This window comes from Mycobacterium tuberculosis H37Rv (assembly GCF_000195955.2).
Classification (GTDB): domain Bacteria; phylum Actinomycetota; class Actinomycetes; order Mycobacteriales; family Mycobacteriaceae; genus Mycobacterium; species Mycobacterium tuberculosis.
The window spans coordinates 2,402,084-2,425,031 of record NC_000962.3 but is presented as its reverse complement, the minus strand read 5'-3'; the positions used below and the strand labels follow the sequence as shown (position 1 = coordinate 2,425,031).

The window sequence follows — 22,948 nt, the reverse complement described above, 5'->3', positions numbered from 1 at the left end:
ACGGCGCGCGCCGGTTCGTTTCGGCTCCAACAACTTTTGCGCAACATGTGCGCGCTGACGATCGGGTTGGCGGAAGCTCTTTTAAGGAAAGTGCGACATCCTGTTTTCAGATTGTTATAGGATCGAAAGCCCTGCCGACGGTGTCGCAGGTCTGGGATTCGTGAAGTTGTGCTGAGCTGGTCGGAGGTGCGGGATGTCGTTTGTGATTGCGGCGCCGGAGGTGATGGCAGCGGCCGCCACGGATTTGGCGAACATCGGGTCGTCGATCAGCGCCGCCAGTGCGGCGGCGGCAGGCCCCACGATGGGAATCCTGGCGGCCGGCGCCGACGAGGTGTCGGTGGCGATCTCGGCGTTGTTCGGGTCGCACGCCCAGGGCTATCAGACGTTGAGCGCTCAGCTGGCGGCGTATCACAACCAGTTCGTGCGGGCCCTGAACGCCGGCGCGGGCTCGTATGCCAGCGCCGAGGCCGCCAACGTGCAGCAGACCCTGCTCAACGCGATCAACGCGCCCACCCAAACGTTGCTGGGGCGCCCGTTGATCGGCAACGGCGCCGACGGGGGTCCCGGGCAAAACGGTGGGCCCGGCGGCTTGTTGTACGGCAACGGTGGTAACGGCGGGGCCGGTGACACCGCCAATCCCAACGGCGGCAACGGCGGATCGGCGGGGCTGATCGGCAACGGCGGGGCCGGAGGCGCGGGTGCGGCCACCGGAGCGGGAGGTGCGGGCGGCAATGGCGGATGGCTGTACGGCAACGGGGGGCCCGGGGGTGCGGCCGGGCTCGGCACCGCCGGGGGCGTCAGCCCCGCCGGCGGGGCCGGCGGGGCCGCCGGGCTGTGGGGCCATGGCGGGGCCGGCGGGGCCGGCGGCAGCGCATCCGGGGCACCGGGGGCCGGCGGCGCCGGTGGTGACGGAGGGCGCGGCGGGCTGCTGTACGGCGACGGCGGGGCCGGCGGGGCTGGTGGGAACGGAAGCAACGGGGTGACCGGGGTGCACGGCGGAAACGGCGGTGCCGGCGGCGCCGCCGGGCTGATCGGCAACGGTGGCGCCGGCGGTGACGGCGGTAACGGCGGGCTCAGCAACACCGGCGCCAGCGGTGGGGCGGGTGGTGCCGGCGGGGCCGCCCTGATCGGTAATGGCGGCGACGGGGGGCACGGCGGCAACGGTGGCCACGGCAACAGCGGTGGGGCCGGCGGCGCCGGTGGGGCCGGTGGGGCCGGTGGGGCCGGTGGGCACGTCGGGCTGATCGGCAACGGCGGCAACGGCGGTGCCGGCGGCAACGGGGGCAACGACAACAGCTCCACCCTTGCCGATGCGGGGTCCGGCGGCGCCGGCGCGGCCGGCGGCAACGGCGGGCTGTTCTACGGCAACGGCGGCGTCGGCGGGCGCGGCGGCAACGGCGGCTTCTCGTCGGCCGGCACCAGCGGCGGGGACGGCGGCATCGGCGGTGCCGGCGGGATCGGCGGGCTGATCGGCAGCGGCGGCGGCGGCGGGGACGGCGGCAACGGCGGACAGGCTCCCACGCCGGGTAATGCCGGTGACGGCGGCGCCGGCGGCAACGCCAGGCTGATCGGTGACGGCGGGCGCGGCGGCAACGGCGGGGAAGGCGGCGACGGCCCCCCAGGCGTTAAAGGCGACGGTGGTAACGGGGGCAACGGCGGCAACGCCGTGGTGATCGGCAACGGCGGCAACGGCGGGGCCGGCGGCTTCGGCATACCCGTCGGAAGTGGTGGTGCCGGCGGCAGCCGTGGTGTGCTGTTCGGCACCCCTGGAGCAAACGGCGCCGACGGCTGACCCGGGCCCCGAGCGAGCGGTCACGCAATCCGGCATTGACAGCACGCCCCAGGCGGACCATCGTTAAACACGAACGTTCGTGCTTAATGAAAGCCGCCGCCGATGCTCGTCTCGCTCATGCAGTTCGTCACCGACCTGACCCCACCCCCGCAGTTGGTCGCGGTGTGGGCCGAGGAGCGCGGCTTCGCGGGCCTGTATGTGCCGGAGAAGACGCACGTGCCGATCAGCAGGAGCACGCCGTGGCCCGGTGGAGAGCTGCCGGACTGGTATCGCCGCTGCTATGACCCGGTGGTGGCGCTGGCCGCCGCCGCGGCGGTCACGACGCGGCTGCGCGTGGGCACCGGGGCCTGCCTGGTGGCGGTGCATGATCCGATCCTGCTGGCCAAACAGATCGCCTCGCTGTGCGCCATGTCCGGCGAGCGGTTCGTGCTGGGGGTGGGTTTCGGGTGGAACGTGGAGGAGCTCGCCGACCACGGCGTGCCGTTCGCCGACCGGATCGCGGTGACGGTGGACAAGCTCGCCGCCATGCGGGCGCTATGGGCCGCAGAGCCGGTCCACTACGAGGGCACGCACGCGTCGGTGCCGCCGTCGTGGGCGTGGCCGAAACCGGCCGTGGCGCCGCCGGTGCTGTTCGGGTGCCGGCCCAGTGCGCGGGCGTTCGAGGTGATCGCCCGCCACGGCGACGGTTGGCAGCCGATCGAGGGGTACGGCGAGCTCCTGGGCGCGTTGCCGATGCTGCACGCCGCGTTCGAGCGTGCCGGGCGAGATCCGGCGACCGCCCAGGTCTGTGTGTACTCGTCGGCCGGCGACCCGGCGACCCTGCACGAGTACCGCCGGGCCGGTGTCGCGGAGGTGGCGCTCGCGCTGCCCTCGGCGGGCCGCGACCAGGTGCTGGCCGCCCTGGACCGGTCGGCCCCGCTGGTGGATGCGTTCGCCGGAGACGACCGGGAGGTCAAAAGCCATGCCTAGCGCCGACGTCGGCCGCCAAACCCGGGCGCAGATCCTGCGCGCCGCGATGGATATCGCCTCGGTGAAGGGGCTCTCGGGGCTGTCCATCGGCGAGCTTGCCGGGCGGCTGGGCATGAGCAAGTCGGGCCTGTTCCGGCATTTCGGCGCCAAGGAGCAGCTGCAGCTGGCGACCGTCGAGGCCGCCGTGAGCGTGTTCGAAGCCGAGGTCGTGGCTCCCGCGATGGCAGCGCCGCCCGGGGTGGACCGGGTGCGCGCCCTCATGCATGCGTGGGTCGGATACCTGGAACGCGACGTGCCGGCGGCTGCTTTTTCGCGGCCGCGGCCGCCGACGTGGACTCACAGCCTGGCCCGGTGCGCGACCGCATCGCCGCGACCGGGCGGGCCGGAATCGCCGCCATCACGGCCGACGTCGAAACGGCGCAACGCCGGGGCGAGATCCGGGCGGATATCGAAGTGCGCCAACTCGCGTTCGAGCTGCACGCCTACGCGATGGAGGCCAACTGGGCGCTGCTGCTGCTCGACGACGACGGCGCCGGAGAGCGGGCGCGAACGGCGATCGACGCGGCCCTGGCCAGAGTCGGCACCACCCAGGAGGGAGTCGAATCATGAAATTTGTCAACCATATTGAGCCCGTCGCGCCCCGCCGAGCCGGCGGCGCGGTCGCCGAGGTCTATGCCGAGGCCCGCCGCGAGTTCGGCCGGCTGCCCGAGCCGCTCGCCATGCTGTCCCCGGACGAGGGACTGCTCACCGCCGGCTGGGCGACGTTGCGCGAGACACTGCTGGTGGGCCAGGTGCCGCGTGGCCGCAAGGAAGCCGTCGCCGCCGCCGTCGCGGCCAGCCTGCGCTGCCCCTGGTGCGTCGACGCACACACCACCATGCTGTACGCGGCAGGCCAAACCGACACCGCCGCGGCGATCTTGGCCGGCACAGCACCTGCCGCCGGTGACCCGAACGCGCCGTATGTGGCGTGGGCGGCAGGAACCGGGACACCGGCGGGACCGCCGGCACCGTTCGGCCCGGATGTCGCCGCCGAATACCTGGGCACCGCGGTGCAATTCCACTTCATCGCACGCCTGGTCCTGGTGCTGCTGGACGAAACCTTCCTGCCGGGGGGCCCGCGCGCCCAACAGCTCATGCGCCGCGCCGGTGGACTGGTGTTCGCCCGCAAGGTGCGCGCGGAGCATCGGCCGGGCCGCTCCACCCGCCGGCTCGAGCCGCGAACGCTGCCCGACGATCTGGCATGGGCAACACCGTCCGAGCCCATAGCAACCGCGTTCGCCGCGCTCAGCCACCACCTGGACACCGCGCCGCACCTGCCGCCACCGACTCGTCAGGTGGTCAGGCGGGTCGTGGGGTCGTGGCACGGCGAGCCAATGCCGATGAGCAGTCGCTGGACGAACGAGCACACCGCCGAGCTGCCCGCCGACCTGCACGCGCCCACCCGTCTTGCCCTGCTGACCGGCCTGGCCCCGCATCAGGTGACCGACGACGACGTCGCCGCGGCCCGATCCCTGCTCGACACCGATGCGGCGCTGGTTGGCGCCCTGGCCTGGGCCGCCTTCACCGCCGCGCGGCGCATCGGCACCTGGATCGGCGCCGCCGCCGAGGGCCAGGTGTCGCGGCAAAACCCGACTGGGTGAGTGTGCGCGCCCTGTCGGTAGGGTGTCATCGCTGGCCCGAGGGATCTCGCGGCGGCGAACGGAGGTGGCGACACAGGTGGAGGCTGCGCCCACTGGCTTGCGCCCCAACGCCGTCGTGGGCGTTCGGTTGGCCGCACTGGCCGATCAGGTCGGCGCGGCCCTGGCCGAGGGTCCAGCTCAGCGTGCCGTCACCGAGGACCGGACGGTCACCGGGGTCACGCTGCGCGCCCAGGACGTGTCACCCGGTGACCTGTTCGCCGCCCTGACCGGCTCGACCACCCACGGGGCCCGCCACGTCGGCGACGCGATCGCACGCGGCGCCGTCGCGGTGCTCACCGACCCCGCCGGGGTCGCCGAGATCGCCGGACGAGCGGCCGTGCCCGTGTTGGTGCACCCCGCACCCCGCGGCGTGCTCGGCGGCTTGGCCGCCACCGTGTACGGGCATCCGTCCGAGCGGTTGACGGTTATCGGGATCACCGGAACGTCCGGCAAGACCACCACCACCTATCTGGTCGAGGCCGGGTTACGGGCTGCCGGACGCGTCGCCGGGCTGATCGGCACCATCGGCATCCGCGTCGGCGGCGCCGACCTTCCCAGCGCGCTGACCACCCCGGAGGCCCCCACGCTGCAGGCGATGCTGGCGGCGATGGTCGAACGCGGGGTGGACACCGTGGTCATGGAGGTGTCCAGCCACGCGCTGGCGCTGGGCCGGGTGGACGGCACCCGGTTCGCCGTCGGCGCCTTCACCAATCTCTCCCGTGACCACCTGGATTTCCACCCCAGCATGGCCGACTACTTCGAGGCCAAGGCGTCATTGTTCGATCCGGACTCGGCACTGCGCGCCCGCACCGCCGTGGTGTGCATCGACGACGACGCCGGGCGCGCGATGGCGGCGCGGGCCGCCGACGCGATCACCGTCAGCGCCGCCGACCGGCCCGCACACTGGCGCGCCACGGATGTGGCGCCCACGGACGCGGGCGGGCAACAATTCACCGCCATCGACCCCGCCGGCGTAGGGCATCACATCGGAATCCGGCTACCGGGCCGCTACAACGTCGCCAATTGCCTGGTCGCCCTGGCGATTCTGGACACCGTCGGGGTCTCCCCGGAACAGGCGGTGCCGGGCCTGCGTGAGATCCGGGTCCCGGGGCGGCTCGAGCAGATCGACCGCGGCCAGGGCTTTCTCGCGCTGGTCGACTACGCGCACAAACCGGAAGCGCTGCGGTCGGTGCTGACCACCTTGGCGCACCCGGACCGCCGGCTGGCGGTGGTGTTCGGCGCCGGCGGCGATCGTGACCCGGGCAAGCGGGCCCCGATGGGCCGGATAGCCGCGCAGCTGGCCGACTTGGTGGTCGTCACCGACGACAACCCGCGTGACGAAGATCCCACGGCGATCCGCCGCGAAATCCTGGCTGGGGCGGCCGAAGTCGGCGGTGATGCCCAGGTCGTCGAGATCGCAGACCGGCGGGACGCGATCCGGCACGCGGTTGCCTGGGCGCGCCCCGGCGACGTGGTGCTCATCGCCGGCAAAGGCCACGAGACCGGGCAACGCGGCGGCGGGCGGGTCCGCCCGTTCGACGACCGGGTGGAGCTGGCTGCCGCGCTAGAGGCCCTCGAGCGGCGCGCATGATCGAGCTGACCGTCGCGCAGATCGCCGAGATCGTCGGGGGCGCAGTGGCCGATATCTCCCCGCAAGACGCCGCGCACCGCCGCGTCACCGGGACCGTCGAGTTCGACTCGCGCGCCATCGGCCCGGGCGGGCTGTTCCTCGCCCTGCCGGGGGCGCGCGCCGACGGCCACGACCATGCCGCGTCGGCGGTAGCCGCGGGCGCCGCCGTCGTGCTGGCCGCCCGCCCGGTGGGGGTGCCGGCCATCGTGGTTCCGCCAGTGGCCGCGCCGAACGTATTGGCCGGCGTCCTCGAGCACGACAACGACGGGTCGGGGGCGGCGGTGCTGGCCGCGCTGGCCAAGCTGGCCACCGCGGTGGCCGCGCAGTTGGTGGCCGGCGGGCTCACCATCATCGGGATCACCGGCTCGTCGGGCAAGACGTCGACCAAGGACCTGATGGCCGCCGTGCTGGCCCCGCTGGGGGAGGTGGTGGCCCCGCCCGGATCGTTCAACAACGAGCTGGGTCACCCGTGGACGGTGCTGCGCGCGACGCGGCGCACCGACTACCTGATTTTGGAGATGGCGGCACGCCATCACGGCAACATCGCCGCGCTCGCCGAGATCGCGCCCCCGTCGATCGGAGTCGTGCTCAACGTCGGCACCGCACATTTGGGTGAGTTCGGCTCCCGCGAGGTCATCGCACAGACCAAAGCCGAACTGCCGCAGGCTGTTCCGCATTCCGGAGCGGTCGTCCTCAACGCTGATGACCCCGCGGTGGCGGCGATGGCCAAGCTGACCGCGGCCCGGGTGGTGCGGGTCAGCCGGGACAACACCGGTGACGTTTGGGCGGGGCCGGTGTCGCTGGACGAATTGGCCAGGCCGCGCTTTACGCTGCATGCCCACGATGCCCAAGCCGAGGTCCGACTCGGGGTCTGCGGCGACCACCAGGTCACTAACGCGCTGTGCGCCGCGGCGGTCGCGCTGGAGTGTGGGGCCAGCGTTGAACAGGTCGCGGCCGCGCTGACCGCGGCGCCGCCGGTGTCGCGGCATCGGATGCAGGTGACCACCCGCGGCGACGGGGTGACGGTGATCGACGACGCCTACAACGCCAACCCCGACTCCATGCGGGCCGGGCTGCAGGCGCTGGCCTGGATCGCGCACCAACCCGAGGCCACCCGCCGCAGCTGGGCGGTGCTGGGTGAGATGGCCGAGCTGGGTGAGGACGCGATAGCCGAGCACGATCGCATCGGCCGGCTCGCGGTGCGCTTAGATGTGTCTCGACTCGTTGTCGTGGGAACCGGGAGGTCGATCAGCGCCATGCACCACGGAGCGGTCCTGGAGGGGGCGTGGGGCTCGGGGGAAGCCACTGCTGATCACGGTGCGGATCGCACGGCCGTCAATGTGGCCGACGGTGACGCCGCCCTGGCACTACTGCGCGCCGAGCTGCGACCCGGGGATGTGGTCTTGGTCAAGGCCTCGAACGCGGCCGGGCTGGGTGCGGTGGCCGATGCATTGGTCGCAGACGACACATGCGGGAGTGTGCGCCCATGAGGCAGATCCTTATCGCCGTTGCCGTAGCGGTGACGGTGTCCATCTTGCTGACCCCGGTGCTGATCCGGTTGTTCACTAAGCAGGGCTTCGGCCACCAGATCCGTGAGGATGGCCCGCCCAGCCACCACACCAAGCGCGGTACGCCGTCGATGGGCGGGGTGGCGATTCTGGCCGGCATCTGGGCGGGCTACCTGGGCGCCCACCTAGCGGGCCTGGCGTTTGACGGTGAAGGCATCGGCGCATCGGGTCTGTTGGTGCTGGGCCTAGCCACCGCTTTGGGCGGCGTCGGGTTCATCGACGATCTGATCAAGATCCGCAGGTCGCGCAATCTCGGGTTGAACAAGACGGCCAAGACCGTCGGGCAGATCACCTCCGCCGTGCTGTTTGGCGTGCTGGTGCTGCAGTTCCGGAATGCTGCCGGCCTGACACCGGGCAGCGCGGATCTGTCCTACGTGCGTGAGATCGCCACCGTCACATTGGCGCCGGTGCTGTTCGTGTTGTTCTGCGTGGTCATCGTCAGCGCCTGGTCGAACGCGGTCAACTTCACCGATGGCCTGGACGGGCTGGCCGCCGGCACCATGGCGATGGTCACCGCCGCCTACGTGCTGATCACCTTCTGGCAGTACCGCAACGCGTGCGTGACGGCGCCGGGCCTGGGCTGCTACAACGTGCGCGACCCGCTGGACCTGGCGCTCATCGCGGCCGCAACCGCTGGCGCCTGCATCGGTTTTTTGTGGTGGAACGCCGCGCCCGCCAAGATCTTCATGGGTGACACTGGGTCGCTGGCGTTGGGCGGCGTCATCGCGGGGTTGTCGGTGACCAGCCGCACCGAGATCCTTGCGGTGGTGCTGGGTGCGCTGTTCGTCGCCGAGATCACCTCGGTGGTGTTGCAAATCCTGACCTTCCGGACCACCGGGCGCCGGATGTTTCGGATGGCGCCCTTCCACCACCATTTCGAGTTGGTCGGTTGGGCTGAAACCACGGTCATCATCCGGTTCTGGCTGCTCACCGCGATCACCTGCGGTCTGGGCGTGGCCTTGTTCTACGGTGAGTGGCTTGCCGCGGTCGGTGCCTGACGTGCTTGACCCTCTGGGGCCGGGTGCGCCCGTGTTGGTAGCCGGTGGCCGGGTGACCGGTCAGGCGGTGGCCGCGGTGCTGACTCGGTTTGGTGCGACGCCGACGGTGTGCGACGACGATCCGGTCATGCTGCGACCGCACGCCGAACGTGGGCTGCCGACCGTTAGTTCCTCGGACGCGGTGCAGCAGATAACCGGGTATGCGCTGGTGGTCGCCAGTCCCGGCTTCTCGCCCGCAACCCCGCTACTGGCCGCGGCCGCGGCGGCGGGGGTGCCGATCTGGGGTGACGTGGAGTTAGCCTGGCGGCTAGACGCAGCGGGCTGCTACGGACCGCCGCGCAGCTGGCTGGTGGTGACCGGCACCAACGGCAAGACCACCACGACGTCGATGCTGCACGCCATGCTGATCGCCGGTGGCCGCCGCGCCGTGCTGTGCGGCAATATCGGCAGTGCGGTGCTGGATGTGCTGGACGAGCCGGCCGAGCTGCTGGCCGTGGAGTTGTCCAGTTTCCAGCTGCACTGGGCGCCGTCGCTGCGGCCCGAGGCCGGCGCGGTGCTCAACATTGCCGAAGACCACCTGGACTGGCATGCCACGATGGCCGAATACACCGCGGCCAAGGCCCGGGTGCTGACCGGCGGGGTAGCGGTGGCCGGGCTGGATGACAGCCGAGCGGCCGCACTGCTGGACGGCTCACCGGCGCAGGTGCGGGTCGGCTTCCGGCTCGGCGAGCCGGCCGCGCGGGAACTGGGCGTGCGCGACGCCCACCTGGTCGATCGCGCCTTCTCCGACGACTTGACGCTGCTGCCGGTCGCGTCGATACCGGTGCCAGGTCCGGTCGGCGTGCTTGACGCCCTGGCCGCGGCGGCGCTGGCCCGCTCGGTCGGGGTGCCCGCCGGTGCGATCGCCGACGCGGTCACGTCGTTTCGAGTGGGCCGACACCGCGCCGAGGTGGTGGCCGTTGCCGACGGCATCACCTACGTGGACGACTCCAAGGCCACCAACCCGCACGCCGCGCGGGCTTCGGTGCTTGCATACCCGAGGGTGGTATGGATCGCCGGTGGCCTGCTCAAGGGCGCGTCGCTTCACGCCGAGGTTGCGGCGATGGCGTCGCGGCTGGTCGGTGCGGTGCTGATCGGCCGGGATCGCGCAGCGGTTGCCGAGGCGTTATCACGACACGCGCCCGATGTCCCAGTCGTTCAGGTTGTGGCAGGCGAGGATACTGGTATGCCTGCGACTGTTGAGGTTCCTGTTGCTTGTGTTCTAGATGTGGCAAAAGATGACAAAGCCGGTGAGACCGTTGGCGCTGCCGTGATGACCGCTGCGGTGGCCGCGGCCCGGCGGATGGCCCAACCCGGTGACACCGTGCTGCTGGCACCGGCCGGCGCCTCATTCGACCAGTTCACCGGTTATGCCGACCGGGGCGAGGCATTCGCGACCGCGGTCCGCGCGGTGATCCGGTAGGCGGGGGCAGCGTGCTAACCCGGTTGCTGCGTCGGGGCACCAGCGACACCGACGGCTCCCAGACTCGAGGGGCCGAGCCGGTCGAGGGGCAGCGGACGGGCCCGGAAGAAGCCTCTAACCCGGGTTCGGCGAGGCCCCGCACCCGTTTCGGTGCCTGGCTGGGCCGTCCGATGACCTCGTTTCACCTCATCATCGCCGTTGCCGCATTGCTGACCACCCTTGGACTGATCATGGTGCTGTCGGCATCGGCGGTGCGGTCCTACGACGACGACGGATCGGCTTGGGTGATCTTCGGCAAGCAGGTCTTGTGGACGCTTGTGGGTCTTATCGGCGGCTATGTCTGTCTGCGGATGTCGGTGCGGTTCATGCGGCGCATCGCCTTCTCCGGTTTCGCGATCACCATCGTGATGCTGGTGCTGGTGCTGGTGCCGGGGATCGGCAAGGAGGCCAACGGCTCGCGCGGCTGGTTCGTGGTCGCGGGCTTCTCGATGCAGCCCTCTGAGCTGGCTAAGATGGCGTTCGCCATCTGGGGAGCGCATCTGCTGGCCGCCCGGCGCATGGAACGGGCTTCACTGCGCGAGATGCTGATTCCACTGGTGCCGGCCGCCGTCGTTGCGCTGGCGCTGATCGTGGCCCAGCCCGACCTCGGACAGACCGTGTCGATGGGCATCATCTTGTTGGGCCTGCTGTGGTATGCGGGGCTGCCGCTGCGCGTCTTCCTCAGCTCACTGGCGGCGGTCGTCGTCTCGGCCGCCATCCTGGCGGTGTCCGCGGGCTACCGATCCGACCGGGTGCGGTCGTGGCTCAACCCCGAAAACGATCCGCAAGACTCCGGCTACCAGGCCCGACAGGCAAAGTTCGCGCTGGCTCAAGGTGGCATTTTCGGCGACGGTCTGGGCCAAGGCGTGGCCAAGTGGAACTACTTGCCCAACGCCCACAACGACTTCATTTTCGCCATCATCGGCGAAGAGCTGGGTCTCGTCGGCGCGCTCGGACTGCTGGGGCTATTCGGATTGTTCGCCTACACCGGCATGCGCATCGCTAGCCGGTCCGCCGACCCGTTCCTGCGGCTGCTGACCGCCACCACGACACTGTGGGTGCTGGGACAGGCGTTCATCAACATCGGCTATGTGATCGGGCTGCTGCCCGTCACCGGCCTGCAGCTGCCGCTCATCTCCGCCGGTGGAACCTCCACGGCCGCAACACTTTCGCTGATAGGCATCATCGCCAACGCGGCTCGCCACGAACCGGAGGCGGTGGCCGCGCTGCGGGCTGGGCGCGACGACAAGGTGAACCGGTTGCTGCGGCTGCCGCTGCCCGAGCCGTATCTGCCCCCTCGTCTCGAGGCGTTTCGTGACCGCAAGCGCGCCAACCCGCAACCGGCCCAAACGCAGCCCGCGCGGAAGACCCCCCGCACGGCGCCCGGACAGCCTGCCCGGCAGATGGGCCTGCCCCCGCGACCCGGCTCGCCCCGCACGGCCGATCCGCCGGTTCGTCGATCAGTGCATCATGGAGCTGGCCAGCGGTACGCGGGCCAGCGTCGCACACGGCGCGTTCGGGCATTGGAAGGTCAGCGTTACGGGTGAAGGACACGGTCAGCCAGCCGGCCGGCGGGCGCGGGGCAACGGCGCCCCGGCCCGCCGATGCCGCCTCGCCGTCTTGTGGTTCCTCGCCGTCTGCTGATTCCGTGTCGGTCGTTCTCGCCGGCGGCGGGACCGCCGGGCACGTCGAGCCCGCCATGGCCGTCGCCGACGCCTTGGTCGCGTTGGATCCGCGCGTCCGGATTACCGCGTTGGGCACCCTCCGTGGACTAGAGACCAGGCTGGTGCCCCAGCGCGGCTACCACCTGGAGCTGATCACGGCGGTGCCGATGCCGCGCAAGCCCGGCGGCGACCTGGCCCGGCTGCCGTCGCGGGTGTGGCGCGCCGTCCGGGAGGCCCGGGACGTGCTCGACGATGTCGACGCCGACGTCGTCGTCGGTTTCGGTGGGTACGTCGCGCTACCGGCTTACCTAGCCGCTCGCGGCCTGCCTTTGCCGCCCCGGCGCCGGCGCCGGATCCCGGTGGTGATCCACGAAGCCAACGCCAGGGCGGGACTGGCCAACCGGGTCGGCGCCCATACCGCGGACCGGGTGCTCTCCGCGGTGCCGGATTCCGGGCTGCGGCGCGCCGAGGTGGTTGGGGTCCCGGTCCGTGCGTCGATCGCCGCGCTGGACCGCGCGGTGCTGCGAGCCGAGGCGCGGGCACACTTCGGCTTCCCCGACGACGCGCGGGTGCTGCTGGTGTTCGGGGGTTCGCAGGGCGCGGTCTCGCTCAACCGGGCGGTGTCCGGCGCCGCCGCCGACCTGGCCGCCGCCGGTGTTTGCGTGCTGCATGCCCATGGACCCCAGAACGTGCTGGAGTTGCGCCGTCGGGCTCAAGGTGACCCACCGTACGTGGCGGTGCCCTATTTGGACCGGATGGAGCTGGCCTACGCCGCCGCCGATCTGGTGATCTGCCGGGCCGGGGCGATGACGGTCGCCGAAGTATCCGCCGTCGGTCTGCCGGCCATCTACGTGCCGCTGCCGATCGGCAACGGTGAACAGCGGCTGAATGCGTTGCCGGTAGTCAATGCCGGCGGCGGCATGGTGGTCGCCGACGCCGCCCTGACCCCCGAGTTGGTGGCCCGCCAGGTTGCCGGGCTGCTCACCGACCCCGCGCGGCTGGCCGCGATGACCGCGGCCGCAGCCAGGGTGGGACATCGCGATGCCGCGGGCCAGGTGGCCCGGGCCGCGCTGGCCGTCGCCACCGGGGCCGGTGCCAGGACAACGACGTGAGCACCGAGCAGTTGCCGCCCGATCTGCGGCGGGTGCACATGGTCGGCATCGGCGGAGCTGGCATGTCGGGCATCGCCCGAATCCTGCTGGACCGCGGCGGGCTGGTCTCCGGGTCAGACGCCAAGGAGTCGCGCGGTGTGCATGCGCTGCGGGCGCGGGGCGCGTTGATCCGGATCGGACACGACGCGTCGTCGCTGGACCTGTTGCCCGGTGGCGCCACGGCGGTCGTCACTACCCATGCCGCCATCCCCAAAACCAACCCCGAGCTCGTCGAAGCGAGGCGCCGCGGCATTCCCGTGGTGCTGCGGCCGGCCGTGCTGGCCAAGTTGATGGCCGGGCGCACCACATTGATGGTCACCGGCACGCACGGCAAGACAACGACGACGTCCATGCTGATCGTCGCCCTGCAGCACTGCGGGCTTGACCCGTCCTTTGCGGTCGGCGGTGAGCTGGGGGAGGCCGGTACCAACGCCCATCACGGCAGTGGCGACTGTTTCGTCGCCGAAGCCGACGAAAGCGATGGCTCGCTGTTGCAGTACACACCCCACGTCGCGGTGATCACCAACATCGAGTCCGATCACCTGGACTTCTACGGCAGCGTCGAGGCGTATGTTGCGGTGTTCGACTCCTTCGTGGAGCGCATTGTCCCCGGGGGTGCGCTGGTGGTGTGCACTGACGACCCCGGAGGGGCCGCGCTGGCTCAGCGCGCGACTGAGCTGGGAATTCGAGTGCTGCGATACGGGTCGGTGCCGGGTGAGACCATGGCAGCCACGTTGGTCTCGTGGCAGCAACAGGGGGTCGGCGCGGTCGCACATATCCGGTTGGCCTCAGAACTAGCCACAGCACAGGGTCCCCGCGTGATGCGGCTGTCGGTGCCCGGGCGACACATGGCGCTCAACGCGCTGGGAGCGCTGCTGGCCGCGGTGCAGATCGGCGCCCCGGCCGACGAGGTGCTCGACGGGCTGGCCGGCTTCGAAGGAGTGCGGCGACGATTCGAACTGGTTGGGACCTGCGGCGTCGGAAAGGCGTCGGTGCGCGTGTTCGATGACTACGCCCACCACCCGACGGAGATCAGCGCGACACTGGCGGCGGCGCGCATGGTGCTCGAACAGGGCGACGGTGGCCGCTGCATGGTTGTGTTTCAACCCCATTTGTATTCGCGGACAAAGGCATTCGCTGCTGAGTTTGGGCGTGCGCTGAATGCCGCTGACGAGGTGTTCGTACTCGACGTCTACGGAGCTCGTGAACAACCGCTGGCCGGTGTCAGCGGAGCCAGCGTCGCTGAGCACGTCACTGTGCCGATGCGCTACGTCCCGGATTTTTCGGCGGTCGCACAGCAAGTGGCCGCCGCCGCTAGTCCGGGCGACGTCATCGTCACGATGGGTGCCGGAGACGTGACCTTGCTGGGCCCGGAAATCCTGACCGCCCTTCGGGTCCGGGCCAACCGAAGCGCCCCCGGCCGTCCGGGGGTGCTGGGATGACGGAACACAACGAGGACCCACAGATCGAGCGCGTGGCCGACGACGCCGCCGACGAGGAGGCGGTTACGGAGCCGTTGGCCACCGAATCGAAGGACGAACCGGCCGAGCACCCAGAATTCGAAGGGCCGCGTCGGCGCGCCCGCCGCGAACGTGCCGAACGTCGCGCCGCGCAGGCTCGAGCTACCGCGATCGAGCAGGCTCGCCGCGCGGCCAAACGGCGAGCCCGCGGGCAGATCGTCAGTGAGCAGAACCCCGCCAAACCGGCCGCCCGAGGTGTTGTTCGAGGGCTGAAGGCGCTGCTCGCGACGGTCGTGCTGGCCGTCGTCGGGATCGGGCTTGGGCTCGCGCTGTACTTCACGCCGGCGATGTCGGCCCGCGAGATCGTGATCATCGGGATCGGGGCGGTGAGCCGCGAGGAGGTTCTCGACGCCGCCAGAGTGCGGCCGGCAACGCCGTTGCTGCAGATCGACACCCAACAGGTTGCTGACCGAGTGGCCACGATCCGGCGGGTGGCCAGTGCGCGGGTGCAGCGGCAGTACCCGTCGGCCTTGCGGATCACCATCGTCGAGCGGGTCCCGGTGGTGGTCAAGGATTTTTCGGACGGCCCGCACCTTTTTGACCGCGACGGCGTCGACTTCGCGACCGATCCGCCACCGCCGGCGTTGCCTTATTTCGATGTGGACAATCCCGGTCCTAGCGATCCGACGACCAAGGCGGCGCTGCAGGTGTTGACCGCGCTGCATCCTGAAGTTGCAAGCCAGGTGGGGCGGATCGCGGCCCCGTCGGTGGCCTCGATCACCCTGACGTTGGCCGATGGCCGCGTGGTGATCTGGGGAACCACCGACCGCTGCGAAGAGAAGGCCGAAAAGCTGGCGGCGCTGTTGACCCAGCCAGGCAGAACGTACGACGTGTCCAGCCCCGACCTGCCGACCGTGAAATAGCCGAAAAAATGCCCGCCGCGTATCGGCGCGCCTGCACGGTTAGCAACCGTCGTAGCCATACGGTTCTGACTACGAGCAACTACTTGACATAACTCTAAGCCTATGGTTGAGGTTGAGAGTTTGCCAGCAGACACACCGAAGAACCGAGCCCCACCAGGGAGGAAGCCGAACGATGACCCCCCCGCACAACTACCTGGCCGTCATCAAGGTCGTGGGTATCGGTGGTGGCGGTGTCAACGCCGTCAACCGAATGATCGAGCAGGGCCTCAAAGGCGTGGAATTCATCGCGATCAACACCGACGCCCAGGCGTTGTTGATGAGCGATGCCGACGTCAAACTCGACGTCGGCCGCGACTCCACCCGCGGGCTGGGCGCCGGCGCCGATCCGGAGGTCGGCCGTAAGGCCGCCGAGGACGCCAAGGACGAGATCGAAGAGCTGCTGCGCGGTGCCGACATGGTGTTTGTCACCGCCGGCGAGGGGGGCGGAACCGGCACCGGGGGGGCACCCGTCGTCGCCAGCATCGCCCGCAAGCTGGGCGCGTTGACCGTCGGTGTGGTCACCCGGCCGTTCTCGTTCGAGGGCAAGCGACGCAGCAATCAGGCCGAAAATGGCATCGCGGCGCTGCGGGAGAGTTGCGACACCCTCATCGTGATTCCCAACGACCGGTTGCTGCAGATGGGAGATGCCGCGGTATCGCTGATGGATGCTTTCCGTAGCGCCGACGAGGTGCTGCTCAACGGCGTGCAGGGCATCACCGACCTGATTACCACCCCGGGTCTAATCAACGTCGACTTCGCCGACGTCAAGGGCATCATGTCCGGTGCCGGCACCGCACTGATGGGCATCGGCTCGGCCCGGGGCGAAGGCCGGTCGCTCAAAGCGGCCGAGATCGCCATCAACTCGCCGTTGCTGGAAGCCTCGATGGAGGGCGCGCAAGGCGTGCTGATGTCGATCGCCGGCGGCAGCGACTTGGGCTTGTTCGAGATCAACGAGGCGGCCTCGTTGGTACAAGACGCCGCTCACCCCGATGCCAACATCATCTTCGGCACCGTCATCGACGATTCGCTCGGTGACGAGGTGCGGGTGACCGTGATCGCGGCCGGCTTCGACGTCAGCGGTCCCGGCCGCAAGCCGGTGATGGGCGAGACCGGCGGCGCCCACCGGATCGAGTCAGCCAAGGCAGGCAAGCTCACCTCGACCTTGTTCGAGCCGGTCGACGCCGTCAGCGTGCCGTTGCACACCAACGGCGCAACCCTGAGCATCGGCGGTGATGACGACGATGTCGACGTGCCGCCCTTCATGCGCCGCTGAGAGCATCGGCTTGCTCGCCAGTACGCGGCACATCGCCCGCGGCGATACTGGGAACGTGAGTGTTCGCATCCGTCGGGTCACCACCACCCGGGCAGGTGGTGTGTCGGCCCCACCGTTCGACACCTTCAACCTCGGCGACCACGTTGGTGACGACCCGGCCGCGGTGGCGGCAAACCGCGCTCGGCTGGCCGCAGCCATCGGACTGCCCGGCAACCGAGTGGTGTGGATGAACCAGGTGCACGGGGATCGGGTCGAGCTGGTCGACCAGCCGCGCAATACGGCACTCGATGACACCGACGGATTGGTGACCGCTACACCCCGATTGGCGCTGGCGGTTGTGACCGCCGACTGCGTGCCGGTGCTGATGGCCGACGCACGGGCCGGTATCGCCGCCGCGGTTCATGCCGGTCGGGCAGGCGCGCAGCGCGGTGTGGTGGTTCGCGCGCTGGAGGTGATGTTGAGCCTGGGTGCCCAGGTCCGCGACATCTCGGCACTGTTGGGTCCCGCGGTCAGTGGTCGCAACTACGAAGTGCCCGCAGCGATGGCCGATGAGGTCGAGGCGGCGTTGCCGGGCAGCCGCACCACCACCGCTGCCGGCACTCCCGGAGTCGACCTGCGCGCCGGAATCGCTTGCCAGCTCCGCGATTTGGGTGTTGAGTCTATCGACGTCGATCCCCGCTGCACGGTGGCCGATCCGACGTTGTTCAGCCACCGCCGCGATGCGCCCACCGGACGGTTCGCGTCGTTGGTGTGGATGGAATGACCGCGATGGCGGCGGATCTTTCGGCGTATCCAGACCGCGAATCGGAATTGACGCATGCGTTGGCGGCAATGCGATCGCGACTTGCGGCGGCCGCGGAGGCGGCGGGTCGCAATGTCGGCGAAATTGAACTTCTACCGATTACCAAATTCTTTCCAGCAACCGATGTTGCGATTTTGTTTCGATTGGGTTGTCGGTCCGTTGGCGAATCGCGCGAACAGGAAGCTTCAGCCAAGATGGCCGAACTTAATCGGTTGTTGGCGGCTGCCGAGTTGGGTCACTCGGGGGGTGTGCACTGGCACATGGTGGGCCGGATTCAACGCAACAAAGCCGGGTCGCTGGCTCGCTGGGCGCACACCGCTCACTCGGTGGACAGCTCGCGGTTGGTGACCGCGCTGGATCGGGCGGTTGTTGCGGCGCTGGCCGAACACCGTCGTGGCGAGCGGCTGCGGGTTTACGTCCAGGTCAGCCTCGACGGTGACGGATCCCGGGGCGGCGTCGACAGCACGACGCCCGGCGCCGTAGACCGGATTTGCGCGCAGGTGCAGGAGTCAGAGGGCCTCGAACTGGTCGGGTTGATGGGCATTCCGCCGCTGGATTGGGACCCGGACGAGGCCTTTGACCGGCTGCAATCGGAGCACAACCGGGTGCGTGCGATGTTCCCGCACGCGATCGGTCTGTCGGCGGGCATGTCCAACGACCTTGAAGTCGCCGTCAAACATGGTTCGACCTGTGTGCGTGTCGGTACCGCGCTATTGGGTCCGCGGCGGTTACGGTCACCGTGAATAGTCACTGTAGTCACACCTTCATCACAGACAACAGATCTCCCAGGGCTAGAAGGGGTCACGCAATGAGCACACTGCACAAGGTCAAGGCCTACTTCGGTATGGCTCCCATGGAGGATTACGACGACGAGTACTACGACGACCGCGCTCCCTCGCGCGGGTATGCGCGGCCCCGATTCGACGACGACTACGGCCGCTACGATGGGCGCGACTACGACGACGCGCGCAGCGATTCACGCGGTGACCTGCGCGGTGAGCCGGCCGACTATCCACCACCGGGATATCGCGGCGGGTACGCGGACGAACCACGTTTCCGGCCCCGGGAGTTCGACCGCGCGGAGATGACACGGCCGCGCTTCGGATCGTGGCTGCGCAACTCCACCCGCGGCGCGCTAGCGATGGACCCCCGCCGGATGGCGATGATGTTCGAGGATGGCCATCCGCTCTCGAAGATCACCACGCTGCGGCCCAAGGACTACAGCGAGGCTCGCACCATCGGTGAGCGGTTCCGCGACGGCAGCCCGGTCATCATGGATCTGGTGTCGATGGACAACGCCGATGCCAAGCGGCTGGTCGATTTCGCGGCCGGCCTGGCCTTCGCGCTGCGCGGCTCGTTCGACAAGGTCGCGACCAAGGTGTTCCTGCTCTCGCCTGCAGACGTCGATGTGTCCCCCGAGGAGCGCCGCAGGATCGCCGAAACCGGGTTCTACGCCTACCAATAGACGCGACGGTCGCCTGTAGACCCATTGGGCATCCACGCTGGGCGGGGCGTGGCCCGCCATGAGATGTGGGCACGCCACCCGAGTCGGTAGGCTGGCGTTGCCGCCCGCATCGGTGGCGACGCAACATTTCTTCATCCTCCTCAGTAAGGTCGGGGCTCTCGTTGGTGGTGTTTTTTCAGATCCTTGGGTTCGCGCTGTTCATCTTCTGGCTGCTGCTGATCGCTCGGGTCGTCGTTGAGTTCATCCGCTCGTTCAGCCGTGACTGGCGTCCCACCGGTGTCACCGTGGTGATCTTGGAGATCATCATGTCGATCACTGATCCGCCGGTGAAGGTGCTGCGCCGGCTGATCCCGCAACTCACGATCGGCGCGGTCCGGTTCGACCTGTCGATCATGGTGCTGCTGCTGGTTGCGTTCATCGGTATGCAACTGGCGTTTGGTGCTGCGGCCTGAGCCGCGGCGCGGTCACACGGCCGGGTGCATGACGAGGATTGAGAGACGGTTCGGCCACGATTTGGGGACAAGTTTGGCGCGCACGATTTCAAATCTAAGGATTGTGATTTATTTGGTCTTAGAGTTTGAAATTGGTCCTTATTTACTTAGTCCAATCGGCAACCGCCGAGTCTGGTGTGACAGGATGGACGGTAGTTGCACCACGGCTACCACTCCGTTCTACACTTCCAGATCGTTTGACCGTCCAGGAACTCGAGGGGACAAACAATGCCGCTTACACCTGCCGACGTCCACAATGTGGCGTTCAGTAAGCCGCCTATCGGCAAACGTGGGTACAACGAAGATGAGGTCGACGCCTTCCTCGACCTGGTGGAAAACGAGCTGACCCGCCTGATCGAAGAGAACTCCGATCTGCGTCAGAGGATCAACGAGCTGGATCAAGAGCTCGCCGCGGGCGGCGGTGCCGGCGTTACGCCGCAGGCCACCCAGGCAATCCCGGCGTATGAGCCCGAACCGGGCAAGCCGGCGCCGGCGGCGGTCTCGGCGGGGATGAACGAGGAACAGGCCCTGAAGGCGGCGCGAGTGCTGAGTCTGGCCCAAGACACCGCCGACCGGCTTACAAACACCGCCAAAGCCGAGTCGGACAAGATGCTGGCCGATGCCCGTGCCAATGCGGAGCAGATCCTCGGTGAGGCCCGACACACCGCCGACGCCACGGTCGCCGAGGCCCGCCAGCGTGCCGATGCCATGCTGGCCGATGCCCAATCCCGATCCGAGGCCCAGTTGCGCCAGGCGCAGGAGAAGGCCGATGCCTTACAGGCCGATGCGGAACGCAAGCACTCCGAGATCATGGGAACCATCAACCAGCAGCGCGCGGTGCTTGAAGGCCGCCTCGAGCAGCTGCGTACCTTCGAACGTGAGTACCGCACCAGGCTCAAGACCTACCTGGAATCGCAGCTGGAGGAACTCGGCCAGCGTGGATCGGCGGCGCCGGTCGATTCCAATGCGGATGCCGGTGGCTTCGATCAATTCAACCGGGGCAAAAACTAGCCACCAGGCGTGCCGGACACGCGCCAGTTTTCGAGGTCGGCAGCCAGATCCTGGTAGGTTGGGCAGTCGCTGCTAGCCGGTTGGAGGATGACCGATGCTGATCATTGCGCTGGTCTTGGCCCTGATTGGGCTCCTGGCCTTGGTGTTCGCGGTGGTCACCAGCAACCAGCTAGTGGCCTGGGTATGCATCGGGGCCAGCGTGCTGGGTGTGGCGTTGCTGATCGTCGATGCGTTGCGAGAACGCCAGCAAGGTGGCGCGGACGAAGCTGATGGGGCTGGGGAAACGGGTGTCGCGGAGGAAGCCGACGTCGACTACCCGGAGGAAGCCCCCGAGGAGAGCCAAGCCGTCGACGCCGGTGTCATCGGCAGTGAGGAGCCATCGGAGGAGGCCAGCGAAGCGACCGAGGAGTCGGCGGTATCGGCGGACCGAAGCGACGACAGCGCCAAGTAGGGTCGTCAGCGACACCGACCTCGGTAGGGGCGTCGTGGGAGGTTATCGGGTGGTTTGTCGCCCAGCTCCGGATCTAGACCCTCGACCACGCATCCTGACCATCCCAGTCACCTCACGAGAATCCTCTCGTTAGGTCGCTGCGCCTGTGGTTGGCGTCGCGAGCAGCTCGCGGACCTCGTCGTCGGTGACCTGATGAAAGTCGTTATAGACCTGGCCGACGGCCTCAAACGCTGCCGGCATGGTTGCGCACACCACGTCGTCGGCTTCCGCCGCGAGCTCGCGGCAGGCTGTGGCCGGACCGACCGGGACCGCGACGACGATCGACTCCGGTCCGGTGGCACGGATGGTGCGCACCGCCGCCAGCATGCTCGCGCCGGTGGCGATGCCGTCGTCAACCAGGATCACGATCCTGGCGCGCGGATCGACGACAGGGCGTCCGCCGCGATACGCCAGCTCGCGCCGCTGCAGCTCTGCCGTCTCGCTGTCGATCGCCGCACGCACCTGCTGGTCGGTGATGCGCAAGCTGGAAACCACGTCGTCGTTCATCACGACCCCGCCCCCACTGGCCAACGCGCCCATCGCCAGCTCGCGCCACTGCGGCACGCCGAGCTTGCGAACCAGAAATACATCCAATTCGGCGCCTAGCGCCGACGCGACTTCCCAGCCGACGGGGACGCCACCGCGGGCAAGGCCGAGGACGAGCAACCGGTCCCTGCCGCGATAGGACGCAAGTTCGTCGGCCAATACGCGACCAGCATCGCGGCGGTCGCGAAACCTGCGGGTCGGCGTCCGCCGGAGAAAACCACTTGGTGGATTCATCGGTCGCATTTCCGGCTGCTGACCTACCAAGCCTACGACCAAGACTGGCTGGTGGCACCCGGGCGGCAGCAGGCCGGGGCACCGCAGATCTCGTCGCCAGGAGGCGTCCGGGCGGTGCCGCCCGTGCGTCGAGCTCTCGGTAACCTCATCCGGATCGGCGAGTGGGACCCAACCGATCACGCGCGCTATCCAATCATGGTGGCGCGCAGTGGCCAACAGAGACTCATTCTCGGCCGGATCGTCCGCCGCCTCGACAGCGATTGTGTAATGCACTCCTGCCGCTTGCAGTTCCGGCAGTAGATCGGCTGGCTGAAACGAGCGCCGCAAACGCTCGAACGTCGGATCGCCGGCATATGGTGGCGCTTCCATTCATGACGTTTGCTAGCTGCCATAGGCCCAGAAGTGGTCATGGCAGGCCTCCCCGGGATACGGCTGCTTACCCTCGAAGTCGTCCGCGGCGTGCCTCGTCTTCGACCCGTCACATGTGGTGTCCGAGGGGGGACTTGGCCACCTGCGACCCGGGTTGAGGTCTTTCAACTGAGCGGATGACACCTGCCAGCTTGAAGTTCAGCCTGGCCTCCGAATGCTGCGCTGCCGGCGTTGGCTGCCTTGGGTATCGTTGAGTGGTGGTCAACCGGGCATTGCTGGCGAGCGTCGACGCACTGTCGCGTGATGAGCAGATTGAGCTCGTCGAGCACATCAACGGAAACCTAGCCGAGGGCATGCATATCAGCGAGGCCAACCAGGCGCTCATCGAAGCGCGGGCCAATGACACCGACGATGCTCATTGGTCCACCATTGATGACTTCGACAAGCGGATCCGCGCCCGGCTCGGATGACGCGCAGGCTGCGCGTCCATAACGGGGTTGAAGACGACCTATTCGAGGCGTTTTCCTACTACGCGGACGCGGCGCCAGATCAGATCGATCGGCTTTACAACTTGTTTGTCGATGCCGTGACGAAGCGGATTCCGCAGGCTCCGAACGCGTTTGCGCCGTTATTCAAGCACTATCGACACATCTACCTCCGGCCCTTCAGGTACTACGTTGCCTATCGGACGACCGACGAGGCTATCGACATACTGGCTGTTCGGCACGGAATGGAGAACCCGAACGCGGTCGAGGCTGAGATCTCTGGCCGCACCTTCGAGTGATCGGTGAGTTCTTAGGTATTAGGACATCAACGAGATGACCATCGTTGGTATGAGCAAACTCATAACGTTAGTCCTTGACGAGGTCAAGGCTTGGTTTTGATCTATAGAG

21 protein-coding genes and 1 pseudogene are annotated in these 22,948 nt (G+C 68.7%); 21 read left to right on the top strand and 1 reads right to left on the bottom strand.

Translation table 11 applies throughout. The features are described from left to right. Positions 1-193 precede the first annotated feature (193 nt). From PE_PGRS38 to Rv2144c, 19 genes and pseudogenes are all read left to right on the top strand, one after another. Positions 194-1,792 (top strand): PE-PGRS family protein PE_PGRS38, encoded by a 1,599-nt coding sequence (PE_PGRS38, locus tag Rv2162c; RefSeq protein YP_177865.1) that lies wholly within the window; start codon positions 194-196, stop codon positions 1,790-1,792. A 102-nt stretch (positions 1,793-1,894) separates the two neighbouring features. Continuing rightward, positions 1,895-2,761, top strand: a complete 867-nt coding sequence (locus tag Rv2161c; protein NP_216677.1) for a hypothetical protein — start codon at positions 1,895-1,897, stop codon at positions 2,759-2,761. After that, a pseudogene (locus Rv2160c) lies at positions 2,754-3,370 on the top strand. The gene Rv2161c and the pseudogene Rv2160c overlap by 8 nt, the downstream one beginning before the upstream one ends. Continuing rightward, positions 3,367-4,401 carry a hypothetical protein gene (locus Rv2159c; protein NP_216675.1) on the top strand — a complete coding sequence of 345 codons (1,035 nt, stop codon included), beginning with the start codon at positions 3,367-3,369 and terminating at the stop codon, positions 4,399-4,401. The pseudogene Rv2160c and the gene Rv2159c overlap by 4 nt, the downstream one beginning before the upstream one ends. Before the next feature lie 22 nt (positions 4,402-4,423). Next, positions 4,424-6,031, top strand: coding sequence for a UDP-N-acetylmuramoylalanyl-D-glutamate--2,6-diaminopimelate ligase (murE, locus tag Rv2158c; RefSeq protein NP_216674.1), 1,608 nt, complete (start codon positions 4,424-4,426; stop codon positions 6,029-6,031). After that, a complete protein-coding gene (murF, locus tag Rv2157c) occupies positions 6,028-7,560 on the top strand; it encodes a UDP-N-acetylmuramoyl-tripeptide--D-alanyl-D-alanine ligase (protein NP_216673.1) in 1,533 nt (510 codons plus the stop codon). The genes murE and murF overlap by 4 nt, the downstream gene beginning before the upstream one ends. Next, positions 7,557-8,636 (top strand): phospho-N-acetylmuramoyl-pentappeptidetransferase, encoded by a 1,080-nt coding sequence (gene murX, locus Rv2156c; protein NP_216672.1) that lies wholly within the window; start codon positions 7,557-7,559, stop codon positions 8,634-8,636. Before murF ends, murX begins: the two co-directional genes overlap by 4 nt. 1 nt (position 8,637) lies before the next feature. Next, the gene (murD, locus tag Rv2155c; protein ID NP_216671.3) at positions 8,638-10,098 is read left to right on the top strand and encodes a UDP-N-acetylmuramoylalanine--D-glutamate ligase; all 1,461 of its coding nucleotides are present in this window, start codon (positions 8,638-8,640) and stop codon (positions 10,096-10,098) included. Between the two features lie 11 nt (positions 10,099-10,109). Beyond that, positions 10,110-11,684, top strand: coding sequence for a lipid II flippase FtsW (ftsW, locus tag Rv2154c; RefSeq protein ID NP_216670.1), 1,575 nt, complete (start codon positions 10,110-10,112; stop codon positions 11,682-11,684). Continuing rightward, positions 11,681-12,913: a UDP-N-acetylglucosamine--N-acetylmuramyl-(pentapeptide) pyrophosphoryl-undecaprenol-N-acetylglucosamine transferase gene (gene murG, locus Rv2153c; RefSeq protein ID NP_216669.1), complete on the top strand. Its 1,233-nt coding sequence runs from the start codon at positions 11,681-11,683 to the stop codon at positions 12,911-12,913. The genes ftsW and murG overlap by 4 nt, the downstream gene beginning before the upstream one ends. Next, a complete protein-coding gene (gene murC / locus Rv2152c) occupies positions 12,910-14,394 on the top strand; it encodes a UDP-N-acetylmuramate--alanine ligase (protein ID NP_216668.1) in 1,485 nt (494 codons plus the stop codon). Before murG ends, murC begins: the two co-directional genes overlap by 4 nt. Next, entirely contained in the window at positions 14,391-15,335 is a 945-nt protein-coding gene (ftsQ, locus tag Rv2151c; protein NP_216667.1) for a cell division protein FtsQ, read from the top strand. Before murC ends, ftsQ begins: the two co-directional genes overlap by 4 nt. A 172-nt stretch (positions 15,336-15,507) precedes the next feature. Beyond that, positions 15,508-16,647 carry a cell division protein FtsZ gene (gene ftsZ, locus Rv2150c; RefSeq protein ID NP_216666.1) on the top strand — a complete coding sequence of 380 codons (1,140 nt, stop codon included), beginning with the start codon at positions 15,508-15,510 and terminating at the stop codon, positions 16,645-16,647. Between the two features lie 10 nt (positions 16,648-16,657). Continuing rightward, positions 16,658-17,410, top strand: coding sequence for a laccase domain-containing protein (gene yfiH, locus Rv2149c; protein ID NP_216665.1), 753 nt, complete (start codon positions 16,658-16,660; stop codon positions 17,408-17,410). 5 nt (positions 17,411-17,415) lie between these two features. Further along, positions 17,416-18,192, top strand: a complete 777-nt coding sequence (locus tag Rv2148c) for a hypothetical protein (RefSeq protein NP_216664.1) — start codon at positions 17,416-17,418, stop codon at positions 18,190-18,192. After that, positions 18,189-18,914 (top strand): cell division protein SepF, encoded by a 726-nt coding sequence (locus Rv2147c; RefSeq protein ID NP_216663.1) that lies wholly within the window; start codon positions 18,189-18,191, stop codon positions 18,912-18,914. Before Rv2148c ends, Rv2147c begins: the two co-directional genes overlap by 4 nt. Positions 18,915-19,075: 161 nt before the next feature. Further along, entirely contained in the window at positions 19,076-19,366 is a 291-nt protein-coding gene (locus Rv2146c) for a transmembrane protein (RefSeq protein ID NP_216662.1), read from the top strand. Between the two features lie 267 nt (positions 19,367-19,633). Next, complete coding sequence (gene wag31 / locus Rv2145c) at positions 19,634-20,416, top strand: cell wall synthesis protein Wag31 (RefSeq protein NP_216661.1); 783 nt, start codon at positions 19,634-19,636, stop codon at positions 20,414-20,416. 94 nt (positions 20,417-20,510) lie between these two features. Then, positions 20,511-20,867, top strand: coding sequence for a transmembrane protein (locus Rv2144c; RefSeq protein NP_216660.1), 357 nt, complete (start codon positions 20,511-20,513; stop codon positions 20,865-20,867). A 129-nt stretch (positions 20,868-20,996) separates the two neighbouring features. On the opposite strand, the gene Rv2143 is transcribed toward Rv2144c, so the two are convergent. Then, positions 20,997-22,055, bottom strand: a complete 1,059-nt coding sequence (locus Rv2143; protein NP_216659.1) for a hypothetical protein — start codon at positions 22,053-22,055, stop codon at positions 20,997-20,999. Positions 22,056-22,309: 254 nt separating this feature from the next. Between Rv2143 and parD2 the strand changes: the two genes are divergently transcribed. Continuing rightward, positions 22,310-22,525 (top strand): antitoxin ParD2, encoded by a 216-nt coding sequence (gene parD2 / locus Rv2142A; RefSeq protein ID YP_007410825.1) that lies wholly within the window; start codon positions 22,310-22,312, stop codon positions 22,523-22,525. Beyond that, a complete protein-coding gene (gene parE2, locus Rv2142c; protein NP_216658.1) occupies positions 22,522-22,839 on the top strand; it encodes a toxin ParE2 in 318 nt (105 codons plus the stop codon). Before parD2 ends, parE2 begins: the two co-directional genes overlap by 4 nt. Positions 22,840-22,948 lie beyond the last annotated feature (109 nt).

Bases quoted from the DNA above. Each gene is read 5' to 3' on its own strand.
- PE_PGRS38 (YP_177865.1), top strand. From the start codon at position 194: ATGTCGTTTGTGATTGCGGCGCCGGAGGTGATGGCAGCGGCCGCCACG.
- Rv2161c (NP_216677.1), top strand. From the start codon at position 1,895: ATGCTCGTCTCGCTCATGCAGTTCGTCACCGACCTGACCCCACCCCCG.
- Rv2159c (NP_216675.1), top strand. From the start codon at position 3,367: ATGAAATTTGTCAACCATATTGAGCCCGTCGCGCCCCGCCGAGCCGGC.
- murF (NP_216673.1), top strand. From the start codon at position 6,028: ATGATCGAGCTGACCGTCGCGCAGATCGCCGAGATCGTCGGGGGCGCA.
- murX (NP_216672.1), top strand. From the start codon at position 7,557: ATGAGGCAGATCCTTATCGCCGTTGCCGTAGCGGTGACGGTGTCCATC.
- ftsQ (NP_216667.1), top strand. From the start codon at position 14,391: ATGACGGAACACAACGAGGACCCACAGATCGAGCGCGTGGCCGACGAC.
- ftsZ (NP_216666.1), top strand. From the start codon at position 15,508: ATGACCCCCCCGCACAACTACCTGGCCGTCATCAAGGTCGTGGGTATC.
- Rv2148c (NP_216664.1), top strand. From the start codon at position 17,416: ATGGCGGCGGATCTTTCGGCGTATCCAGACCGCGAATCGGAATTGACG.
- wag31 (NP_216661.1), top strand. From the start codon at position 19,634: ATGCCGCTTACACCTGCCGACGTCCACAATGTGGCGTTCAGTAAGCCG.
- Rv2144c (NP_216660.1), top strand. From the start codon at position 20,511: ATGCTGATCATTGCGCTGGTCTTGGCCCTGATTGGGCTCCTGGCCTTG.
- Rv2143 (NP_216659.1), bottom strand. From the start codon at position 22,055: ATGGAAGCGCCACCATATGCCGGCGATCCGACGTTCGAGCGTTTGCGG.
- parE2 (NP_216658.1), top strand. From the start codon at position 22,522: ATGACGCGCAGGCTGCGCGTCCATAACGGGGTTGAAGACGACCTATTC.